Below are 20,823 nucleotides of genomic sequence, written 5' to 3'. Positions count from 1 at the left end.
CAACGTTATCTCTTGGAGCCCCTCGTGCAAACTTGCAACATCATCGACGACAACCAATCTAAGTGGTTCATTGAGGGAACGGTTCCCGGACAACGCCATGGGAATGTCAATCACGGCCTGCGGATCACCGAATTGCTCTGCCACACCCGCACACAATTTCAAGAATGTCTCATCTTTGAAAATCCCGTGTATGGAAGAGTACTAGTGCTCGATGGAATCGTGCAGCTATCGACCTTTGATGAACACATTTACCATGAGATGCTCGTCCATCCGCCGATGTTGACCCACCCCAATCCCCAACGGGTTCTGATTATTGGTGGAGGCGACGGCGGAACACTGCGTGAGGTTCTTCAGCACAATCCAGCAGAAGTTGTCATGATCGACATTGACGAAGAATTTGTCCGGCTTGCTGCCGAACATTTACCAAGTCTCAGCCAAGGCGCTTTTTCAGACCCTCGCGTCAAACTGCGTTACGAAGACGCCAGCCAAGCTCTACGAGAATATGAGAACGCATTCGATGTTGCAATTATCGATTGTAATGACGCGATTGGACCGTCCACGGTGCTCTTCGAAGAAGAATTTTACTCAACCGTAAATCATGCCCTCAAACCTAATGGCGTTTGTGCTGTTCAGGCCGGCTCACTACTCGACAACGATTTCATTGACAAAATACGCCAACGGATAGAACTGAACCTAGGAACTATCGCCAATCTTCGACTTACCATTCCATCTTACCACTGTGGAGAATACCTTTTCTTGATGGCGTCAAGAACACACGCCCCGTCTGGCCCTCAGGTGGAATCTCTCAAGAAACTCCAAGATCGACGAAATCTTGTCACGAAATATTGGACCGCTGAGATCCACCATGCGAGTCAAATCATGACGCCCGGATGCACAGTGCCCTGCTAACGGATGCCCTGCTAACGGATGCCATTCAAGCAGGCAACTTTCGCAACGGGCCAATAAGAAAGAACACGGGAAAAACTTGGTATCTGCTCTTCCAGTTCAATAATAACGCCAGCAGCGATGCATCGGACGGCGATAACGGCTGGGTGTCATTCGATGCAAATGTAGAATACCCACTTTCTTATATCACCATCACCGGCTGGGGTTGGGATGATACGGGAAATCCGATTGCCGCCGGCGCCACAGCAGAAACGGTCCCTGAACCCGCTTCCCTGGCAATCTGGGGCGGAATTGAAACGCTCGCTCTTGGCGCCGCAGCTATCCGGCGTCGACGAAAGGCAGATAAAGAGGTCGGTTGAGCTCACAGATTTCTCGTCCGGTAAGCCTCGCGGTTCGCAAGGTCTACCAACGTCGGCCGCGTCACAGGCAGATTTTCGGTGTACACCCTCTCTGGATGATCATTCGCAGCAAATGTACCTTCTGCCGGTTCGACCTTCGATCAGGGTGTATCTTTCTCCAATAGAAACGAGACCCTCACTCGCATTCGAATTGGAATCGTCCCCGGAGCTAACGAGCTTCCGCTGTTTTCGGAATCCTCCTGGTTACGATAAAGCATGTTGCTGTTCGCGGCCAACCCCATGGGAAAACTGTTCAACTCTTCCTCAATAAGCAGCGGTTTACCAATCGCCGACCCGAGCGTCTCGGCAAGCGCGCTGGCCTTTTTTCTGGCAGCCAAAAGTGCCTTCTTTCTCGTCTCATCCCGATGCTCAATTCGCTTCGAAGTGTCTAACTGAACACCGTTCAACGAAACATCAGGCAGTCGTGAGATTCCGCCCCACAATTGCTGGTACTTCTGCAAATCATGAAGCTTAAATGACACATTCGTCGAAGCCACATAACCATCTCTTTTTTTGTTGCGATCCTGGTAGATCCAGTTCTCGCCGAATCTCATCTCAGATGTCTGAACGCAATCTGCCGGCACTTGTTCTCGCTTGAGAAAGTCAAGAACTGCTTGGACCGATTGGGTGTGTGCCTCCGCAACCTTCTCAACGGTAGCCTCTTTATTTTGCACCGATAACTGCCAGTTCATGATATCCGGCACAACCTCCTTCGTGGCCGTACCATACACGGTCACGCGAGGCGGATCATAATCATCAGCACCCATTCCGACGGAAGACCCGATCAAACTTCCAAATACAAACAGGGCAATACGATTCTTCCATTGTCGCATCTTCTGTCTCCTCCTACGTCTCGGCTCATCATCGATCTTCAAAGTGACCTGTCATCTAGGCTACTCGTCACCTTTTGCATCGGACTTGAATAAGAAGGCGCCTCCAACCTGCATCATCTTGACTTCCCCTTCTTAACCTACCGTACAACCATCTCAGCAACATCTGCATGCATCACTTCCAAGACCGAAATCCCAAAATCTTTCGGACCCGCCCTCTCGGTACAGCGCCGTGAAAAGTCAAATTGGAGACCCATGTTGCCCCTCACCCATCAACGTTCAGACAACTTGCCGGCGGGTGACAGGCCGTTTTTGACGAATGATCTGCAACGAGCCAAAAACGCGGCATTCAGCCAAGCCATTCAGTAAAAACGTCGGTCTTTCATCGTAGGTCCGACCAACAGGCTGATCGGCAATACCAACGGGCAACGGAAGACTCCCAAAAGAGGATGGCCCCTCTCAACAGACTTTGTTTGACAATATCTGAGGTATTATTGCTCTGATTTTCGCACTGAGACGATGACAAGCAATCGAAATAGGTCCCTTATTTCACAACCGCCCCACAAAGGAGTTGAGACAAAATGTCGTCGATACAATTTCAGCCGTACCATTGCCCAACAAGATTAGTCAGCCGACTCATGCTTTGCCTGGGCTTGCTGGTAACGGGCCTAAGCCCGGTGGCCAACGGACAGGAAAATGCGTCTGTCAATAGTTCGGCCAAGGAGACGCCAGACGCCGTGTACGTGATCCGTTTCATTGAAGTGGATCGAGAAAACGTACCCGCATGGACCAAAGCCGTGGAGGAAAAGCAGGCAAAATTCAACTCGAGCGAGGATGCAAGCCAGTGGGGCACATGGAAGATCCTCTCAGGTCCCCGCACAAATCAGTTTGCTCGTGGGTTCATCAGCACACGCGAACTCCTCAGCAACCCCATCCATGGGTCGCAGGGGCTGAATCCAAATCCAAACGACCCTGAAGCTGTCTATTGGACCGAGCACATCCAACCCTTGGAGGCAAAGGTAGGCAATGTCCAGTTCTGGCGTCCCATTCAAGGTCTCGCCTATCAGGGAGCGGACCCTTCCGGTCCCACAAAATTCATGCAACATCGACGCTGGCGGATGAAGCCAGGGATGTACCGAAAGCTCGAAGCCCATTACAAAAAACTGATTACTGCGATGGAAAGCACAGGTGCCCCCATCAATTTCTCCATTGGACGTCTTGACGATGGCGGAGATTTCATGATCTACGCCGAAACGACCGGTTTCGATAATCTGGCGGATGTTCCGGGTGGCAATGCGACTCGCGCAGCCTACGAAAAGACACACGGCAAAGGTGCGTGGAAGCAATTTCTGCAGGAGCATAACGAAGTCATGCAAGAAAATGCAGTCGTCGAGACTGAGCTTTGGGGTTACGAAGAAGCTCTTAGCAATCTCCGCCCCTTCAAGTAATCGGCGAAAAATGCCGGCTGGTGTGGAAACACGATCCGCGCATTTTGCGAACAGCCAACTCCGCCAATGTTTTGCCGACCAACACCCTGCAGTTGGTCGGCAGGCGCCCCCGATCTCCCATATCCAGTAACTCTCGTCTTGCTGCCTGTTGTTCCACGATCATTTGACAAGAAGTCATCGTGAAGCGTACTCATCGAACTTCGCGTGAACCCAGCGCACCGCTCGGCACTTTTCGATCGAGCATCTGCATCGCGACTCGGAAAACAATCGTATCTCTGCGAGTTAATTGGCAAAAGCATGTTGAGTCTCACCCCACATTTCGACAACGAAAAGCTCACCACCAGGGCACCATTCGACCCAGACATCTATCGCCCCAGACATCTGGATCAGCCGTAATCGAATCGACGCCCCACCCCGGGGTGTGAGCCGGCTAATTCATGGTAAACTGCAGCGGCTCTCTGTGGATGAGCGGCAACGCGTGCTCCCTCAAAAGTTTGTTCGGCTTGCGAAAGCATGAAAACATTCCAAGCTTCAAAAAAAGGATGAGCTGTCCCATGAACTCGGATGACCGTAACGAATTTATACAAAGCTTCCCAGTGGAACCGCAATCCGATCAAGAAGAGCGAAAGGGATGCAGTTGCCTCACGATTGCGCTCGCCTTTATTGGCTGCTGCTTCCTAGCCGTCTTTGCTTCCTGCGGTGGTCTCTATTACGCGGTGTTCCACACTTCTCCTATCCGCTGTCAGAACTTGAGAAAGTGATCGAGAGCAGTGGTGATGTTCAGGTAGAAGGATTAGCCGGCACGATCTCCAGCGGCTTTCACATCGACCAACTACGATTCCGAACCAATCAGGATCAAACAGCCGCAGCACAGGGCAAAAATCCGAGCGACAAGCAAAAGTGGTCGACATTGGAAAACATCGATTTTAAATTCAACGGCGTCTGGGATTTGATTTCAGAGCAGCGATTTATCATCGACCAGCTGAGCGTGACAAAAGGCATTGTTTATTACACGCGTTCCAATAAAAAACAGCCCCACCAAAATAACTCACCAGTGACTCATGACGACCATGATCCGTCACGAGATACAGATCCAAGTGCAAAAACAAGCGATAAGTTGCTAAAGGAAGTGCGAGTCGACCTCATCCAAGTCTCCAATCTCAAGTTTATCGAGACGGTCAGTGGTGATGAGTCAGATCTGGGAAAATTCGCAATCAAGGATTTCCACTACGAGGACGACAAACTACAGAATATTGGCCTCGTGGAAATTGCGGGTCTGATCGTCACGAGCGAAGATTTCCAGTTGACCCAGTTGTCTGGCTCAACAGAATCCGGCTTCCAAATCGAGCGAATCGCATTCAAGGACAAGCGAAACAACTGGTCTCATCTAGATGGCATCAAGTTCGAATTCAATGGCATCTCTGATCTGGTGGAAACACAAATTTTAGTCATCAATCAGTTTTCTGTGACCAGCGGAGAAGTCTACACTGACGCGTGGACGAGCAGCGATGTGTTGAGTGACGAGAATACTCCGATCGACGACTTGGGCCACTTGCCGGCGACTGAAACGAATCAGTTGCAGGAAGTAGAGATTGAATTACTGAGCTTAACGAAAATCAAGTTTTTGGATTCTGTCAGCGGGGTTGAAGCGACAATCAGCGAAATCTCAGTCAAGGATCTGAAATACCAGGGCAGTCATCTGACCAGCCTCGGCTCTGTGACGATTGCCGCCGACTTTCTCGAATTCCGAGATGGTCCTAGCCAACGATTTGCCGATCATCCCGACGCTTTGGACTCGCATAATTTCAGCGGAACGGTGCATGCGGGCATGCACGACTCGATTCTTTCGGACATCTCATTCAATATCGACTTGTGTTTCCTGAAGGGAGGAGACGTTCTTCAACATGCAAGCCTCTTCGATGGAAAAATGGTTCGCACCCAGGAGAACAAACTTGATTTAACAGCCACCTTCCATGAGTTTACGCCCACAGACTACTTTGACTGGAAGCACGGACTCCTGCCGGCGAAGATCAATGGAACCTTCAGCATCAAGGGCGATGTCAAGGAAGCTCACGCGGAACACTTGACCGTCTCGACAGATAGCAGTTTCGAATTGGGGAAAACACTCTTCAACGCGAAATCTGGAGAAATCCTATCGAGGAAAGACACCGACAACATTCCCACGATTTTCGCCGATCACGCCGCGGACACGGGCGTGATACGCTGCCAACTATACGGTCTGGATCAGGAACCCTATTTCGCCTACCAGCTCGAATCTGACGATCAGCAATCCGCAGAAGTGCTTTATTCACAAGTGTTCTTCAATCAACCATTTGATCGCTTGAATTCAGCTCAACAATTGAAGATCAAGAATGCCATCCAAGCGGCGAAAACCGTGAAGGGGAAAGAGTAGTTAAGACCAATCATCGAATGCAAGTTAACAGCGGCCAAACCAAATTATTCGGGTTGAGGAGGCGATGGCTGCCTTCAGGTCATCCTCGCTGGGAATATCTGACTTTCGATCCTTTCCTCGTTCTTGCCAGACTTGATAGGGCTCTAGCCAAAACATGAATCCGCGTTTCGAGTTATCGGCATACCACCACAAAAGACGAATTGACTGGTCCGGCGAAAATTCCTGTTGTGTTCCCATGCCCATCTCTGGCCAGGCCCATGTGGTACTGGCAACGTCCGAAAATCGGGCGGTTGTTTCATAATCGACAACAAGTTTTCCATCAGCAGAAATCAACACGCGAGGCACGCCTGCTTCGCGACTTACCTGACAGGAAACCACCGCACCTGGTCGCCAAGAATCAAGCGGAATCGTTTTTGTTGGCACAAGCCCTGCAATGCTCGGATATGCGAATTTGCAATCAGCCACTTCGCTGAGATGCAATACATAGCGAGTTTCATCAGCCGGAAAAATACGGAACGACTCCGTTTGCCCACTCAACGGAGTATCAACCCGATAGTCTTCACTCACGAATCGACGCACATAAGTCTTGTTTGAATCCGCGACACGAATGATTCCGAAACGACGATGAATCTGCGACAACTCATCTTTCGATAAAGCGACTTGCCGCCAGGCAACAAAAGTGGCGAAAATCAGGGCAACGATCGTGATCAGGAGCAGAGCTGTTGAAAGGCGAAAAGATCGCATGTATTTTTCTACGGCCTTCAAATCATGGGCTGTCGTGAATCGATTGATTCTCTTTTATTGTTATTGAACCCCGTCATTGCGTTTCCCGCAATGGTTCAGAGTGTTTGCCACAAATTCATTCACTCGCCAATCCGGAAAAAATACTGCAAGTCCTTAAAACGGACCAGCCGCCCAAAGCAACCAGGCTCCGCCAAAGGACAAGCAAGTGCGCGGTGATCGCTTCTACTGAATAATAAAATCAACAACTGCACCACTCCGAGTTACTCATCACCAAGCTGTGTCATTCGGCTTAATCGATACACAATGGGGCATCAGGCGGAGCAAGTTAAATAGATACGCACGACCAACCAAAGCGGCATACGAGTGGACATTGCATGCAAATAATGATTCAATGCCGTTCTAATAAATGCGTTGCAAATAAGTGATTTACCTGAAAGGTGACTGACACAATGGCTGAAACGGATCTTGATCGGCTGCGTAACATTCCGATTTGGGATCCACCCGCAACGCTCCAAGAATCAACGGAGGCTTGGGAACGTTACGCCGAAAATTTCCTCAATCACGATTTACCTCAGATCGGCGAATATCACGAGCAGGTCAACTTAACACCTGAATTGCATGCCGACATTGCGGGCCCGCTTGGAACACCCCCTTTCCCGATCGTGTTGTATCTACATGGTGGTGGCTGGGCATTTGGTAGTGCCAAAAGCTTCCGAAAGGTCAGCATGACTTTTGCCGCACATGGGGTTCTTGCGATCACACCCAATTACCGTTTAGCACCGGAACATCCTTTTCCCTCTGCGCTTGACGACATCTCCCAAGCCCTCGATTGGATAATCAACAGCGCAGCAACCTATGGCGCCGACCGTCACCGCATATCAATCGGTGGTGACTCGGCCGGTGCAAATTTGGCCTTTGCCACAGCCATCCGCAGTCCGGAATCAATCCGCAAGCAATTGTCATCACTGCTATTGTTCTATGGCGCTTACGATTTGGCTGCCACCATCGAGCGATCGGATTATCAACCAGGGGTGATTGAACAGGTCAACAATTATGCTGGACAAGCAGGATTGTCCGATCCGCTAGTCAGCCCACTACTGAACCAATTTCCACCGTCAACACCAGCCTGTTTTTTGCTGGAAGGGAGTGCAGACCAATTGGTCGGTGGCGAATCGGCAGCTTTAGCGGTAAAGCTAAAACAAGCAAACATCAATCATGAGTTCCAAATCATGGACAATATGCCGCACGGATTTATGCAGTTCTTTGAACTCGAGGGCTGCCAAATGGCGTGGGAACGAATGATCGCATTCCTGCGTCGACAACCACCAACCCATTCTGAATAACAAGTGTTCGATCGCTTGAAAGTCGTTTTTTCATTGTGGCCGATCGAAGCGTCGACAGCACATTCGCTCTAAATTAGCGCCTCGAAAACGATACAGTTTATCAAACTGCGTCACCCCATAATCCGAATCTGCCATGACAGTGATCGGATTCTCAGCGAAGAAAAAAAATGCTGTCTCTCGTCGCCCTCAAACGTTCCACGGCAATCGGCATTTAAGATCATTGCCTCTCATGTTCGCTCCCCAAGCTAGAAGTCCAGTCTTGATTTCGGCGGCTATTTGCCATCTTCCCCCTAATTGAATCAAGAACAGTTCGTCAAGCCTTCGTGCCGGCAAACCGCCAAGGGCAAGAAGAAAACGCGTCGATGATTAAATTCTTAGCACAATAAGTTTCGTGTATCGCACGCGTAATTATTATCTGGTTGCCAAAAAAACGTGTAGAATGGCAGCCCATTTCGCGACGCAAATTAGGGTAACTGCCAACACTGCTTGCCAGTGTTACTCAACAGATCACGCCTCGCCTTTTCACAATTTTCATCTTAGGAGAAGCGGTTTATGGGACACGACAAATGGGTTTGGAGGATTGGCATATTCAGCTTGTTAATGGCGTGCGGAAATGCGTCACACAAGGCGCAGGCAGGACTGCTTGTCTACGAGCCATTCGCCTATGCGGATGGAAATCTGAATGACCAAAGTGGTGCGTTGGGAACCGTCGGCAGTTGGACCAGTTTCGATTACCTGCAAGACAGCTGGCCAATTCCTCAAGACGGCTGGCGTGTTCATCAGGAGGGAGATATTTCGGGAGTCTATCTCTCGGACGCGAATCCTTCCAACGATCCAATAGGGCCAAACCCTTGGGATGGTGTTGTTGATAACTTGGCAACCTTGGGCGGCTACGTGGGTCTCGCCGGACCGGATGATACGGATGATCCAGATCCGTTCAGCGGCGAACCGGGACGTTGGATGGACGCATCCATTTCGTTGCATCCTGACGTGACGGCAACCTTTGTCTCAGGAACCACAACATGGTTCAGCTTTATCTCAGTGCGAGGCTGGGACCGAAACGAAGAGTCGCCGCAATTCATGATCAGCACCGATCCGTCGCCTGACAATGCCCGCGGCAGGTTTCTCGAAAACGACGGGAACGGGATTGGCGGCGGAGGTGGTCCAACCCGCGCAAACTTTGGGGATGTATTCCCTGCCTATTTCCAGGATGGTGTCAACAACCACACACCAGGCGGTTACCAGGATGGTGAACTGGGTGAGCACGACGGCATTCAAGATGAAATCGCGCCCAATCCAGACTCCAACGGCGCGCTGGACTCTGACTTCCAAACCATGATTTGGGAGGAATTAGATGACGAAGGTGAATTTGCTCCCGCCAACCTGGTCGTGGGAAAAATCGAATGGGACGCTGACACGGCTGGTGAGGATATTGTTTCCGTTGTTCGCTTTTTGGAAAGTGACACAATCAGCGAAAGTGCCTTCGACGATTTCATTGAGGACCGACCACCACTTTCCAGTATCAATTGGGATTCAAATAAACCGGATCTTGAGCAATCTGAGTTTGACACAATCAACTTTTCGGGTACCAAGTTCTTCATTGACGAAATTCGCATTGGCCAATCGCTCTCCGACGTAACTCCCTCAAATAACCTCGAGGGGGACTACGACAATAGTGGCGAACTCGACACAGCCGATTTGGATTTGCAAGCAATTGAGATTAGCGATCGAACCAACAATCTAGCATTTGACCTGACAGGCGATGGATTCGTGAATGGCCAAGACCGTGAGGAGTGGGTGGTCAGTCTTGCCAATACCTGGTTTGGCGATGCGGATCTCGATGGCGTTTTCAACACATCTGACTTCGTCACTGTTTTCCAAGCGGGGCGATTCGAAACCGGTGAGTCGGCAAGCTGGACGCAAGGCGACTGGAATGGCGACCGTCGATTCACAAGCGCCGACTTTGTCAAAGCTTTTCAAGACGGAGGTTTCGAACAAGGCGCTCGCACCGGCGCACTCGTGCCTGAACCGTCAACTCTAGGCATCCTCTTGACAGGTCTTCTTGGGTTGCTTGTGGTTCGTCGATCTCCCTAGTTCTCTAGAAAGGCGCAAACACTCAAATATCAAACCGGGCACTCAAATATCAAACCGGGCACTCATCTCCCGGTGAGGGGTGCGAGCCTTCCGAATGGATTGCGAACTCCGTGTCTTCAATCAGAACCGTCGATCGGATACGACCAAGTTCTATTTGATAACGTTGATCGCCTCTAGCCGCTGCCGCAATTCTTCGGTCTCAGTGGAAGAAATGGCTGGCTGCGGCAAACGACATCCGCCGAATTCAAAACCGAGCATCTGCAATACACGCTTCATTGCAGGGTGAAACGGATAGGCAGCAATCGTCCTGATCATGTTCACTGATAAAGACTGAAGCCGACGTGCCTCCGCCATGTCTCCCTGCTCAAAGGCGTTGATGATATCGCGATACAACGGTGCGGCAATATTGTAGGTGCTTCCGATCGCACCTTTTGCTCCCGTCGCGAGAGCAGCGAGCAACATCTCATCGACTCCCCACAAGACGTCGAAGCGACCAGATTCAAGTTCCAGGCACTGCTGAAATTCATGCAAGGCCGTGTCAGTGAATTTAAGCCCCGCAAGATTGGGAATGCGATCTGCAGCAGTCTGCAGAAATTCAACCATGTCGAGCTTAGAGCCGGTCAATATTGGGATGTGGTAATAGTAAAACGGCAATTCCGGCGCCCCCATGGCGACCTCACGCATGCATTCGACGAGCGATTCCACACCCCCAACCTTAAAGTAGGAAGGACAGGTTGCCGAAATCATATCGGCGCCAACTTCGGACGCACTCGCGGCAAGTTGCCGAGCTTCACTGATACTGTTGTGGCCCACCTGTACGATCACGGGAACCCGTCCTGCTGCAGCCTTGACATACGCCTCGGCTACGACACGACGCTCGTCGCTCGTCAACGACATCCCCTCCCCTGTGCTGCCGCAGACATAAAGTCCCGAGACTCCATTCGCCAGCAAGTAATCGACCATCGACCGTATCTGGTCAACACGCAAAGAGCCGTCATCATGCCCGTCATCATGCATCGGGCTATAGGTTGCCGCTACCAATCCAGTCAATCTTTTCACTGCCAATTGAAAATCTCCCGCCATATCTGTTTTTTGCGGCCAATTTTGAGTCGTGATCGTATTGGGTTGCATCACCAATATCAATCTTGATTTCCGGGTAATCCCATCGCTGCTGTACAGCCAATGATGCAAGCAAATAGGGTCATCCAACGGCTTCCAGGCTTGTTTTTCTTCAGCCACACGAGATAAACAGTCGCCACTCCGTATCCCATTCTCCCCATCTGGCAGTGAAAGGCGAACCCACATCACCGCCTAGATTCAAGGCAACCCGGGTCGTAGCAAAAAAACAGCCTAATTTTGATCGGGCAATTCCTCCGCTTTTCTCGCACTATCAGTTTTCTCGCACTATCAGATTGAGTTCTGGGAAATGGAAATCCCCACCTCCAGTGCCAATTTACTCACCATTTTTATTTGCGATTCGAGCCCACAGGTTGCCAGGGAGCCGTCACGGCCCCGGAGAATGGAATTTCCAGCTGGCAAAAGTCGCGTCTTAATTGCTGAATGGAAAATCGAAAAATGAAATCTAACTTCTCAGGCGTACAAATCCTCGCATTTTGTCTTGTGCAAGCCTCAGCTCTCAATCTCGTTGCTCAAGTCGAACCCGGCTCAACCCATCAACACCTGGAGGCGTTTGATTATTTTGTTGGAACATGGAAATTCTCGGGTGAGGATTTCAATGAGCAAACCAGCGGCACCATCACTTGGCAATGGGACCTTGACCAAAACGCCTTGGTGCGGCGGATGCAAATTAACCCAAACAAAAATTCTCCCGAGGGCATGACGAACATGTCCGTCGTCTTATGGGATGCCAAGAACAAACGGATTTTGGAACGGGGATTTGGAGGCTACGGGGGATACGGACAAAGTGTGTGGACAAAAACCTCTACCGGATGGAAGAATCAAGGACTTGGAAAATGGGTGTTGTGGAATGGCGAACAGGGCACTCACGAATCGAACTACGTTTTAAAAAGCAAAGACAAATTCGTGATCGAACAGGCATTCGACCTGGACAGTCAGGAGCCTGCAACAAGTCGCATAACCGTAGAACGCGTCAGCGAATCGACGGCCGCTAAAAAGAATCGGTGCCCCTGGACATGGCTAATTGGGAATTGGTCCATCGAACGAAGTTCAGGAACTTCATCGCGAGTCCATTGGAGTCAACCCTATCCGAATGCGGATTACCTCATCGGAGAATGGGAAGACAATGACGGATCAAAAATGCACGAGATTGTTGGCTGGCAACCTAGCAGGAAATTGATGGTTTCGAACAGTTACGGGCCAGGAGGGCGATGTTCCGAGATCATCTTTGACGAAGTCGCCCCCAAAAGAATCAAGGGAAAGATTCATAACCGTGATGCGAATGGAAAAGTTGTAACCGGAACACTGGAGCTCAAACAAATCAATCGTGATCTTGCCAAGGGGCGCCAGGTGCTTAGCGACGGTACGGTTGTCACGCAAACATTCCGACGAATCTCTGAATAGTCACACGATTCGCGAGTCCACCGAATTCCTCATTCCTTTTCTTGGATAAGAGCATGACACGATTTCTACTCACTTTGAAAACGATCACACTGATGACCGTCATCGTGTCGGCGGCCGACCTGCCCGACGAACAGTCGACACTTCGCACAAAAGATCAAACGTCGCAAAAGGTCAGGCAATACTTTCAAGCAATTTCTGAAGGTGACATGGATTATGTCAACGACTTTTTTGCAGACGATCTTCAAGTCGCAGTTAATTCCAAGGTGATTCAGGGTAAGAAGAATTACATTGATCGGTTGAAAAGAATTCGAGAGGTTCTCTTCGAACAAATCGAATTTGGCCCCAACCATGTCCATACAAATTACTTTGGACTCGATGCGATTGGCATGTCAGGAAAAACATTCGCCGAAGAGGGACTCACCAAGCCCCCTGTCTGGTCGAATGCCTGGACCACATTCCGAGCCGAAGGTCGCAACACGAAAAAACCTATTCGAGTTCCGATTCACATCGATTTTCGCTGGGAAGACGATAAAGTCGTAAACGTGCTGATATTCTGCGACCCCGCTTTCCTGACGGCAGAAGAGGCCGCAGCCGTAAAAAATTAAACAAGATTAACTCGCTCAGCCCGTCGACGCCTATGACGGTTTGCAATTCTCAAAGAATCAACTTGCGATCTCAATTGTCATTTCCCGATTGGACCAGCCATATCGATTGAATTTCGTCGCCTTGGATCCCCCGATCCATGATCAGACATTCCGAACGTCTTTCGGAATGTCTGATTTTGCGACGTAGCATTCGATCTTGTGAGCCGCCTTTCCTCATGTCGATCAAGAGGCAACCGCATGTATTTTGATACCTACCCAAGCTGCAAATCAAAACGTCGAAACAGATTTACAAACTTCCACTCAAGAGAACCGACTGATTGCAGTCTCACTCTTTTTCGCACTTTATTAAATTGGAACGTTTCGATGAAAAGTCTAATGATCGCCACGATTTTCCTTGCAGGTTCCGTTGCAGCGCAAGAGATGACATCTACCAAGGATGAATTCAACGAATTCGCGAAAGCCATGTCGGGCCGTTTTACTGCCGAAATCAAGCTAATTCACGATTGGCCAGAGCACAAGGAAAAACGTGGAGACATCATTACGGGTATCCGGTTTGGGAGAATGATTGCCGATGGTGAAGGTCTGATGTGTACCGCAATTGCCGGCACTGGCATCGAGACCGAAATGGTCGTTTACGATGCGGGAGCAAAACAAATCGTTGGCAACGGAATCTCAAATGGGGGTGGAACTTGGCGAGTTGTGATCTCAAAAGAGTCTCCAGAAAAATGGAACTGGAAACTCACCGGTTCACTGGAAAATGGGGAAAAAATGACCGGAAGTGGTTTCTGGCAGTTCGAAGACGGTGGAAAAAAAATCCACTTAATCAGCGACAATTTCTTTGTCGGCGGAAAAAAAGCCGCCCCATTACATGACAAATTTTCACGCGTCAAAAACTAAGCATACACGTGTGAGTTGCTCGCTCGCCGACGTTTCAGCAAATCTTTGGATGCGACATTCCGACGATCTTTCCGCGGGAAAGAAACGCCGAGAGCCACAGGTTCTCGGCGTTTTGCGTTGTCACCGGGAAGGTTATCTATCTGCACGTATCCGTGGTGTCGCATGACTTCCCGCAGAACACTCCCAATCACTAATGTGATGTTGAAGCGGCAAAAACACGGGGAAGATAGATCCCGTTCCTTTCGATCGATCCACAAAAGTGTTTTCATCCAGTCCTGCGGGGAAGCGGCTCTCCCTGGCAAATGTCGCTCATGACGGATGACGTCTGTCGAATAATCCTACTTTAACGATTCCCAGCCAGAATACTTTTCCAGCATTTCCATCTACAGCGGTTCTGAAGCGACCGGCGCGACATGTTGAAGATCTATAATAGAAGATCATTACCAGGCTGGCTATTTCGCCATTGGAGAGGTTGAGTATGCCCAAGGCAACTCTCGGAAGAGCATTCGAAATGTTTCTACAGGCATGTAAGCCACACGGTTTCCTTCGAGGAAACCACCCTCTCATCCTCGCCTACCATAGCGTGAGTCTGTTGCGAACGGATAGCTTAGCTGTTTCTGCCGACAACTTCAGAGCACAGCTAGAGTGGCTGAAGAAACACAATTACCAGATCGTAACTCTGAACGAGGCACTAGAACACTCAGGTGATCGTCGCAAATTGGCTGTGCTTACATTTGACGATGGGTATGCTGACAATTATCAAGTCGCATATCCAATCATGAAAGAGTTTGACTTTCGTGGCACCATCTTTTTGGTGTCTACCAGCGTAGGCACCAAAAAGATCTTTTGGTGGGACCAAGCACGCGTTGACGCGGGTGAGTCGCATGAAGCGAACGAGGTCTTAAGTTGGGAACAAGTCCACGAAATGCAAGACAATGGCTTTGAATTCGGCTCCCATACGGCAACTCACCGCTTGCTACCAACTCTTTCTGTGCCAGAGAGGATCTCGGAAATCGAAAATTCTAAGCAAACTCTCGAAGATGCTTTGGGACGACCTGTCACTTCGTTTTGCTATCCAGAGGGACGTCTGGACGAACTGACTACCGAATTAGTAGAGAAAGCGGGCTATTCCCAAGCTGTCGTTACGGTTCGCGGCGAATCGGAACCCTATGGTACGATGGCGCTCAGACGAGTTGGTGTCTATTATCACGTGAACTTGCAAACTTTTGGAATCAAGAATCATCGATTCGTGAGACGTTTTCGAGAACCTCTGCAGCTGATGCGCAATTCGTTCGCATGATTCAAATCTCCCGTTCTATCGACTCATTCCGCGGGATACGGTATTTCGCAAAACCCAAGCGAACTAAGTGATTCTTTTCTGCTGGAATTCACCATCTGGGCTCGCCGGCGTCCTTGGGGATCGACAATATCCCGGACCCCATGAGTCGCCTTCATCCAGAGACACACATCGTTGACTTGAAGAAGATTCCGTGGCGAGATCTTCGTCGTGCAAGTCTGTATCCCGCTCTAACGGTGCACAAAATCAACGAACAGTCAGCGAATCCCCAGGGCCTCCCCTCAGTACCCAGACCCATTTCGGCTGCACTCATCAGTTCAGAAAGAGCAACTTCGGCTTGGCAGTGGAAGCTTTGATTTGCTGAACCGCTAAGCGTATATCAGCGGATTTTTGCCGACTTAGCTTACGTGGAAATTCTGTTTCTTCAGTTTCAAAGTACGTTGCGACCGCCTCCAGTTCAGGAATTACACGTTGGGCATGTTCGCCATAGCCAACGAGCATTTTCATCACCTCCGGCAGTCGCCGCTGACTCCCATGCTTCCTTTGGTTTCGAGCATATCCGACCAACAAGTCGATCCCCTCGGCAACGTGATGCTTGGCGAACAATTCTAACCCTCGCATGCGGATCTCACTGGAAAACATAATGCCACTCGGTGCGGGTTCAGCAATCGCTTCATGAATTGCTGGAAATAAAGGCCTCAATTGCTCAAAACTCAGATTGCGATAAACCGAGGCTACGGCTCCTCGCGCCCGTCCGTCGTCATTCCGCAGTCCAGCTCGAACGGCGGTCCGCAACGACTCAGAATCGACATCTTCGAGTGATTGGCGTAACAAGCCCTGCCGACGATCAAACAGCGCAAAGCAAAGATACCTCTGTTGCATCGACCGCGGATCCTTTTCAAGATCTTGACGGGTCAACATTTCCAGCAATTCAGGTGCGGCCACTAGCGCCGGTTTACCAATTGCAGCTAACGCATCGGCAGCTTGGATGCGCAACCACAAATCATCACTTTGTAAAGCGGTTTGCAAAGCCGGAACGGCAGAGGCCGCTTTACCGCGCATCATGCCCAAGGCCTGGGCCGCGCCAAGCTGTGTCTCAAGCTCTTCCGCTTCGAGCATTTCTACCAATCGCGGCAGCCAATCGCCTTCCCTGCGCGCCAACTCCGTCGCCGATCGATCTCGTACAACCGGTGACCAACTTGTCAGACCCTGCCACAACATATCGGTATCCCGTGTCGCATACGGGCGTTTTCGAATCGAAGGGCTCCAATCGCGACCATCAGCAATCAATGCGGTGGCTTGAGAACGCGTCACCTGAGGGACCCGACTCGACTTTTTCCCCGTCAAATGGATCGTTCGACGTGGCTGAGCAAACGCCAACAAATAAGCACCCGTAGCATCCCATCGCCGATAACTGTCGTACTTGATTGCTGGTGGTCCCTGATGAATGAAGCTTCCATCCCATCGTCGGGCAAGATCATAATACCAACCAAATTCTTTCATCCAAGCTCCAGATGCCTCAGGCCCGGATAACGCTACCCCCGGCATCGCCCACAACATATTGAAAAAATTTCCCGTATGTCCGGTATCGCGTTCCGCCCCATAGGATGCCACACTCATCCGCGAGAAGTACTCTGCTGCCGACCAATCCCCCAGCAGGTTGTACAGAACCGCAGCAATGCCATTTTTACCGTTGTCTTCGTGTGTTTGAATCCAAGGATGATGATCTCCGTAAGGCACGCTTCCTTTGCCAACGTAAAATCGAAGCAGCCGAGCACTTTTGTCAATTGCCTCATCCAATTTCGGATCATCGATGCCAGCCTCGCGCGCTAACACCAAGGACACTGTCAATGGAAGCCCGGGGGCATTCATCATCCCGTAGCCGGTAAGCCGCCCATCTCCCTGTACAAATTTGTGCCCCCATGACCCAACGGCGCTCTGTCCCTCAACAATTTCTTTCGTGCTTCGGCGCAACGAGGGCAAGAAGGTTTGGTCCCCCGTCGCCAAAATGTACTCCGCTAACAAAAGATTGACCGGTCCGTAAAACCACGAATGCAACGAACGACGTTGAGGATCACGGTACTCCGCAGCCCACTCGACCTGTTGACGAACTAACGGCAAATAATCCTCACGACCACTTGCCAACAAGGCCAACGCATTGAAGCAGCGGACGATTCCATTACCCGCAGTAGGATTGGCCTTCATCTTGTTAGCGAGTGTTTCCACGCCCCGATCAAAAACCCGTTGCGACTTTCCACAGGCAAAAGGAGCCGTTTCCGCATATTCGCCCAATACGGCTAATCTCAGATACACCGCCTGCACTCTACCCTCGCGCCAACGCAACAGCGTCAACTTGCCATCGCTGGCCTCAGCCTGGCCAATCGCTCGTCCCAATACGCTTCTTGGATCATCAGAAAAGGGGGTCTGCCCGATTCCCAACAGAACATCACCTATCTGAAGAATGGAATCCGCTGGCGATCCCTGCTCGATTTCCGTCACATAGATTTGCCTTGCTTGGCGGGTCTCCATTTCATCGCTGTAAATCCAGCCTCGCGCTCCGGTGGGTCCTAGATTCCAATCGTGGGTCGCTGTCGGAGGAAGCTCATCCCCTGCAGTAAAATCGGGAATCTTCCCCCCTCGCAATGAAGAATTGCCAAGGAGAGCGACACCCATCAGTATCGCCAAACTAAGCCCTAACTCCCGCGGCCTCAATCGAAAGAATCGAATCCGCCAACCAACGCCGTGCAGACTCCCAGAAATCATTGATGGATGCTCATCATCCCGATCACCATCCAAGGCCCCATCGGAACAACTCGTGTTGCCATGCGCCCTATTCCAAGTCTGTTTCATCAAATCCCCTTGCTTCGAATTTCCCACGCCAGCATTGCCACAAACCGTCGATACTTGATCTCCCCTCACCCGGGTATCGGTGCCATCACGTCAGACGCATCCTACCAGCTTATGGGGCGATTACGTAATCCAAAAGTCGCTAGACTTTCTGCCAACGATCGTAAAGATTCTGAACGAATGTTGACTTCAAAAGAAGGGTCAGCGTTTGCGTTACCGACCCGGCAAGTGATGGATAAATCGGCCCCTTAACAGAAACGTTACCGATGCTCCTGATGAGCGATTAGCTCTTGAAATAGTTGCGATCACCTCGTGGAAATTGGTCAACTCCATCTGCTGCTTTTCAGGATCGGGCGTCTGCGTACCTAGCGTTTCGAGATTGATCAGAAGCACAGGGTCATCACCGTAGTTGTTGGAACTTGAGCTTCTATCCTAATCGCTTGCGTTCAGGTTTTACGGAGATCTTCATACCGTCTTTCGCTCCTTCGGCAGTTCAATCCGAGACTAAAAGCACCTGAGACTCCCATATTCGTCCAAACGAAGGAACACGCCTACTTCCACAACAACTTTTGTGTGAGCAACCTGCCCGACCTTGATTTCAGAAACTGACGCTGATTTCACAAGGTGGGTTTCAGTAGACCGCTTACCAATGCGGGTCACCTGCGGTGCGAGCTTCGATGATCAGAGCCCAAGCTCGGTCGACTTGCGGATTGGAGTGCGAAGGTCGGTTGGTATGCCGCGCCTACGAACGACGTCGTCGAAAGGCAACCCATCCCAAGCCAGCGAATGCAAGAACGGCCAACGTTCCCCCCTCATCGCTCGTGGGGGTTGAAATGGCGCAACCGCCACTACTGGTCGCCGGCGTGGTCCTCATGTTGCGACGCATCTTGGTCGGAAGGCGCGTCGCATCCGGGGGGCAACGTCGGCAAAGGCCATGGCGGACATCATCATCGGAACGGCGACATGAAAAAATCACAGTTCGGCGGGTAAGTTACCTGTTCTGGAAATCGCTAGTTGGTGTGATTCACCCAAACCCACGTATTCGATCGCCAATTATCAACTACCAGTGTGCGGTTTGTTACGTTAAGCTCGATGTTATCTGGGGGCTTCCTAGCCGGCGTCCGATCCAAAAGTAGGTCGTCAGACCCTACGAATTGCGTCCATCATCTGGTTGGGATAATTCCGCGAATCATCATGAACCTTGTTCCAGTTTGAAGTTCACCCACTTTTTCCCTGAGCACCCGCATCGTGAATTCTTCCGCAACCTGCCTGATTACAGGAGGAGCCGGCTTCATCGGCTCACATCTTACTGAGACGCTCCTGAGTCAGGGGCATCGAGTGATTGTGGTCGATGACCTATCTACGGGGCAGGCTGAGAACCTATCGGCAGTGATGGGGCACAAGAGACTGGAATATATACAGGGCACCGTCGAGGATGATGAGCTCGTCAGCAGTGTCGTGGAACGTGCGGATCGTGTTTATCATCTTGCCGCTGCGGTCGGTGTTGCTCTGATCGCCAAACAGCCTATTCAGACAATTGAACGGAACATTTACCCGACTCAACTGATTCTCGACCGTCTCGGAAAGCGAGCTTCCCAAGGAGATTACGTACCTACTTTCATTGCCAGCACCAGTGAAGTTTATGGAAAGAATCCCAAAGCAACGTGGACCGAAGAAGACGATCTTGTGTTTGGAGCTACGACTCGACCGCGTTGGAGCTACGGGGTCTCGAAGGCCATCGATGAGTTTCTAGCCCTCGCCCATAACAAAGATGATGGATTACCAGTCGTTATCGGTCGCTTCTTTAACGTTGTCGGACCGCGGCAGACCGGTGCTTATGGCATGGTCTTGCCAAGATTCGTTGAAGCGGCAATACGAGGCGATTCACTTATCGTCCATGATGATGGAGCTCAGGTTCGCTGCTTTGCTCACGTTGATGACGTGATCTCCGCTGTTGTGAATCTGGTGAACACGTCGGGAGCTGCGGGGCGTGTGTACAACATTGGCAGTGATGTTCCTGTGTCAATCCTTGAACTGGCACAACGCGTGGTGGCAAGAGTCAATCCTGCTGCTACGATCGAATTCACAAGCTACGCGGATGCCTACGATGAATCATTTGAAGACATCCGGAGGCGTGTGCCAGTGTTGACGCGTCTCCGTGAAGCGATTGATTACCAGCCGCTCAAGGATCTGGATGCCATCATCGACTCAGTCGCAGCGCACCAAAGATCTGCTACTTAAACGCATGGGTCGCTGTTTAAACAGGCGTAGACGTGCCCTCCATGAGAACACATGTGCATGCAGCGTCGAGCCGACACCTGCTTCCCTGGACGTAAGGTAAATCGGCCACAGAACAGAAACGCAACCGATGCGACTGTTGAGCGATTAGCTCTTGAGCACAAAGGTTTGTCCCAGCGTGTCGAATTTAGCTTTACCCAGGTGTTCTTGTGTGGCGAAACT

At 50.7% G+C, this 20,823-nt stretch carries 15 protein-coding genes; 11 read left to right on the top strand and 4 right to left on the bottom strand.

Features of this window, described 5'->3' with window-relative positions; all coding sequences use genetic code 11:
• Positions 1-24 precede the first annotated feature (24 nt).
• Both speE and P8N76_26170 read left to right on the top strand, forming a co-directional pair.
• A complete protein-coding gene (speE, locus tag P8N76_26175; GenBank protein ID MDG2385185.1) occupies positions 25-909 on the top strand; it encodes a polyamine aminopropyltransferase in 885 nt (294 codons plus the stop codon).
• Complete coding sequence (locus P8N76_26170) at positions 891-1,265, top strand: hypothetical protein (GenBank protein ID MDG2385184.1); 375 nt, start codon at positions 891-893, stop codon at positions 1,263-1,265. The genes speE and P8N76_26170 overlap by 19 nt, the downstream gene beginning before the upstream one ends.
• 140 nt (positions 1,266-1,405) lie before the next feature.
• Here P8N76_26170 and P8N76_26165 read toward each other — a convergent pair whose 3' ends face one another.
• Positions 1,406-2,137: an SIMPL domain-containing protein gene (locus P8N76_26165; GenBank protein ID MDG2385183.1), complete on the bottom strand. Its 732-nt coding sequence runs from the start codon at positions 2,135-2,137 to the stop codon at positions 1,406-1,408.
• Positions 2,138-2,715: 578 nt separating this feature from the next.
• Between P8N76_26165 and P8N76_26160 the strand changes: the two genes are divergently transcribed.
• Complete coding sequence (locus P8N76_26160; protein ID MDG2385182.1) at positions 2,716-3,582, top strand: hypothetical protein; 867 nt, start codon at positions 2,716-2,718, stop codon at positions 3,580-3,582.
• Positions 3,583-4,213: 631 nt separating this feature from the next.
• Positions 4,214-5,995 carry a hypothetical protein gene (locus tag P8N76_26155; GenBank protein MDG2385181.1) on the top strand — a complete coding sequence of 594 codons (1,782 nt, stop codon included), beginning with the start codon at positions 4,214-4,216 and terminating at the stop codon, positions 5,993-5,995.
• A gap of 24 nt (positions 5,996-6,019) precedes the next feature.
• On the opposite strand, the gene P8N76_26150 is transcribed toward P8N76_26155, so the two are convergent.
• Entirely contained in the window at positions 6,020-6,739 is a 720-nt protein-coding gene (locus tag P8N76_26150) for a hypothetical protein (protein MDG2385180.1), read from the bottom strand.
• A gap of 449 nt (positions 6,740-7,188) precedes the next feature.
• Here P8N76_26150 and P8N76_26145 point away from each other — a divergent pair, with 449 nt between their 5' ends.
• Both P8N76_26145 and P8N76_26140 read left to right on the top strand, forming a co-directional pair.
• Entirely contained in the window at positions 7,189-8,082 is an 894-nt protein-coding gene (locus P8N76_26145) for an alpha/beta hydrolase (protein MDG2385179.1), read from the top strand.
• A 552-nt stretch (positions 8,083-8,634) separates the two neighbouring features.
• Positions 8,635-10,176 (top strand): PEP-CTERM sorting domain-containing protein, encoded by a 1,542-nt coding sequence (locus tag P8N76_26140; GenBank protein ID MDG2385178.1) that lies wholly within the window; start codon positions 8,635-8,637, stop codon positions 10,174-10,176.
• A gap of 150 nt (positions 10,177-10,326) precedes the next feature.
• Here P8N76_26140 and P8N76_26135 read toward each other — a convergent pair whose 3' ends face one another.
• Positions 10,327-11,481 (bottom strand): dihydrodipicolinate synthase family protein, encoded by a 1,155-nt coding sequence (locus P8N76_26135; GenBank protein MDG2385177.1) that lies wholly within the window; start codon positions 11,479-11,481, stop codon positions 10,327-10,329.
• A 270-nt stretch (positions 11,482-11,751) separates the two neighbouring features.
• Here P8N76_26135 and P8N76_26130 point away from each other — a divergent pair, with 270 nt between their 5' ends.
• From P8N76_26130 to P8N76_26115, 4 genes are all read left to right on the top strand, one after another.
• Positions 11,752-12,717 carry a hypothetical protein gene (locus P8N76_26130; GenBank protein MDG2385176.1) on the top strand — a complete coding sequence of 322 codons (966 nt, stop codon included), beginning with the start codon at positions 11,752-11,754 and terminating at the stop codon, positions 12,715-12,717.
• 53 nt (positions 12,718-12,770) lie between these two features.
• Positions 12,771-13,322, top strand: a complete 552-nt coding sequence (locus P8N76_26125; protein ID MDG2385175.1) for a nuclear transport factor 2 family protein — start codon at positions 12,771-12,773, stop codon at positions 13,320-13,322.
• 363 nt (positions 13,323-13,685) lie between these two features.
• Positions 13,686-14,219, top strand: a complete 534-nt coding sequence (locus P8N76_26120; protein ID MDG2385174.1) for a hypothetical protein — start codon at positions 13,686-13,688, stop codon at positions 14,217-14,219.
• Positions 14,220-14,697: 478 nt separating this feature from the next.
• Positions 14,698-15,519 (top strand): polysaccharide deacetylase family protein, encoded by an 822-nt coding sequence (locus tag P8N76_26115; GenBank protein MDG2385173.1) that lies wholly within the window; start codon positions 14,698-14,700, stop codon positions 15,517-15,519.
• 309 nt (positions 15,520-15,828) lie between these two features.
• Here P8N76_26115 and P8N76_26110 read toward each other — a convergent pair whose 3' ends face one another.
• Positions 15,829-18,366, bottom strand: coding sequence for a DUF6288 domain-containing protein (locus P8N76_26110; GenBank protein MDG2385172.1), 2,538 nt, complete (start codon positions 18,364-18,366; stop codon positions 15,829-15,831).
• Positions 18,367-19,611: 1,245 nt separating this feature from the next.
• Between P8N76_26110 and P8N76_26105 the strand changes: the two genes are divergently transcribed.
• Positions 19,612-20,604 (top strand): SDR family NAD(P)-dependent oxidoreductase, encoded by a 993-nt coding sequence (locus tag P8N76_26105; protein ID MDG2385171.1) that lies wholly within the window; start codon positions 19,612-19,614, stop codon positions 20,602-20,604.
• Positions 20,605-20,823 lie beyond the last annotated feature (219 nt).

The sequence above is a fragment of the Pirellulaceae bacterium genome (assembly GCA_029243025.1).
Taxonomy (GTDB): Bacteria; Planctomycetota; Planctomycetia; order Pirellulales; family Pirellulaceae.
The sequence above is the reverse complement of the archived record's forward strand: the minus strand, read 5'-3'. Positions and strand labels throughout refer to the sequence as shown.

Coding starts and splice junctions, on each gene's coding strand:
- P8N76_26145 (MDG2385179.1), top strand. CDS start 7,189: ATGGCTGAAACGGATCTTGATCGGCTGCGTAACATTCCGATTTGGGAT.
- P8N76_26110 (MDG2385172.1), bottom strand. CDS start 18,366: ATGAAACAGACTTGGAATAGGGCGCATGGCAACACGAGTTGTTCCGAT.
- P8N76_26140 (MDG2385178.1), top strand. CDS start 8,635: ATGGGACACGACAAATGGGTTTGGAGGATTGGCATATTCAGCTTGTTA.
- P8N76_26120 (MDG2385174.1), top strand. CDS start 13,686: ATGAAAAGTCTAATGATCGCCACGATTTTCCTTGCAGGTTCCGTTGCA.
- P8N76_26160 (MDG2385182.1), top strand. CDS start 2,716: ATGTCGTCGATACAATTTCAGCCGTACCATTGCCCAACAAGATTAGTC.
- P8N76_26150 (MDG2385180.1), bottom strand. CDS start 6,739: ATGCGATCTTTTCGCCTTTCAACAGCTCTGCTCCTGATCACGATCGTT.
- P8N76_26125 (MDG2385175.1), top strand. CDS start 12,771: ATGACACGATTTCTACTCACTTTGAAAACGATCACACTGATGACCGTC.
- P8N76_26170 (MDG2385184.1), top strand. CDS start 891: ATGCACAGTGCCCTGCTAACGGATGCCCTGCTAACGGATGCCATTCAA.
- P8N76_26165 (MDG2385183.1), bottom strand. CDS start 2,137: ATGCGACAATGGAAGAATCGTATTGCCCTGTTTGTATTTGGAAGTTTG.
- P8N76_26135 (MDG2385177.1), bottom strand. CDS start 11,481: ATGTGGGTTCGCCTTTCACTGCCAGATGGGGAGAATGGGATACGGAGT.
- P8N76_26130 (MDG2385176.1), top strand. CDS start 11,752: ATGAAATCTAACTTCTCAGGCGTACAAATCCTCGCATTTTGTCTTGTG.
- P8N76_26115 (MDG2385173.1), top strand. CDS start 14,698: ATGCCCAAGGCAACTCTCGGAAGAGCATTCGAAATGTTTCTACAGGCA.
- P8N76_26155 (MDG2385181.1), top strand. CDS start 4,214: ATGCAGTTGCCTCACGATTGCGCTCGCCTTTATTGGCTGCTGCTTCCT.